Source organism: Vibrio sp. Vb0349, assembly GCF_033338975.1.
In genome coordinates, this window is the sequence record NZ_JAWOTS010000133.1 from 1 (window position 1) to 1,601 (window position 1,601).

Below are 1,601 nucleotides of genomic sequence, written 5' to 3' on the forward strand. Positions count from 1 at the left end.
TTTAGCAACCTCGGTACGCGACTCATCGGTGTACACTTCAATATCATCACCCACGCTTGCCGCTGGGAATAGACCACATATCCCGCGAGCCTTAAGCAATCCTTCACGTTCAACTCGATCAAGCAACTCATTGGCATCATGGAACAGACGCTGAGCCTCCTCACCCACCTCTTCATGTTTGAAGATTGTCGGGTATTTTCCTACCAGCGACCACGTCATGAAAAACGGCGTCCAGTCGATATACTTGCGTAAGGTTGCGACATCAAAATCATCGAAAATATGGAGGCCTGGTTTTGCAGGAACTGGTGGCGTGTATGCATCCCAATCTATCGCGACTTTGTTTACACGCGCTTGTTCTAAAGTGACAGGCTTAGTACGCGGCTTCTTACGATTGTGTTGGTCACGAACACGCTCATAATCCGCATCCAGTTTTTCTATAAAGGCAGGTCGACGTTCATCGGAGAGTAATGACGAACAAACCCCTACTGCGCGCGACGCATTGTTTACGTAAACCACCGGATTTTTGTAGTTCTGCTCAATCTTAACGGCGGTGTGCGCTTTGGATGTGGTAGCTCCACCAATCAGAAGCGGAAGATCAAAATTGAGACGTTCCATCTCTTTAGCAACATGAACCATTTCATCCAGAGATGGGGTAATCAACCCTGACAAACCGATAATATCAACGTTCTCTTCTAGCGCGACTTTTAAGATCTTTTCGCACGGTACCATCACGCCAAGATCGATGATCTCGTAGTTATTACACTGCAATACAACGCCTACAATGTTTTTGCCGATGTCGTGCACGTCACCCTTCACTGTCGCCAACAAAATTTTTCCGTTACTGCTACCGGATTGTTTTTCGGCGTTAATAAAAGGCTCTAAATGTGCGACAGCTTGCTTCATTACACGTGCAGATTTCACTACTTGAGGTAAGAACATCTTACCCTCACCAAATAGGTCACCCACCACGTTCATGCCATCCATCAAAGGGCCTTCAATCACTTCAAGTGGTTTTGCCGCATTCACACGTGCTTCTTCAGTGTCTGCGACAATGAACTCTGTGATCCCTTTAACTAACGCATGCTCTAAACGTTTTGCGACAGGCCAAGTTCGCCACTCAAGCGCAGAGGCATCTTCTTCTTTGCCAACGCCTTTATCTGCGTACTCAGCCGCGATATCCAACAATCTTTCTGTAGCGTCATCTCGACGGTTAAGCACAACGTCTTCTACTGCTTCTCGTAATTTTTCTGGTACGTTGTCATAAATTTCGAGCTGCCCCGCGTTCACAATGCCCATATCCATACCGTTTTTAAAACAGTGATAAAGGAATACGGCATGGATTGCTTCACGAACGTAGTTATTACCGCGGAAAGAGAAAGACACGTTCGACACGCCACCGGAAATCATCGCGTGTGGCAAATCGCGCTTGATGTGCGCTACAGCTTCAATGAAATCAACAGCATAGTTGTTGTGCTCATCAATACCCGTTGCGACGGCAAAAATGTTCGGGTCAAAAATAATGTCTTCTGGCGGGAAGCCAACTTCGTCTACCAAAATACGATAAGCATTTGTACAGATTTCTAGCTTGGGCGCGCGCGTTT

1 protein-coding gene is annotated in these 1,601 nt (G+C 46.7%); it reads right to left on the reverse strand.

Annotation, left to right across the window (positions count from 1 at the left end; all coding sequences use genetic code 11):
- Nucleotides 1-1,601 (reverse strand): vitamin B12 dependent-methionine synthase activation domain-containing protein (locus tag R7Q47_RS23865; RefSeq protein ID WP_318089637.1); only part of this gene is annotated, 1,601 nt, incomplete at both ends.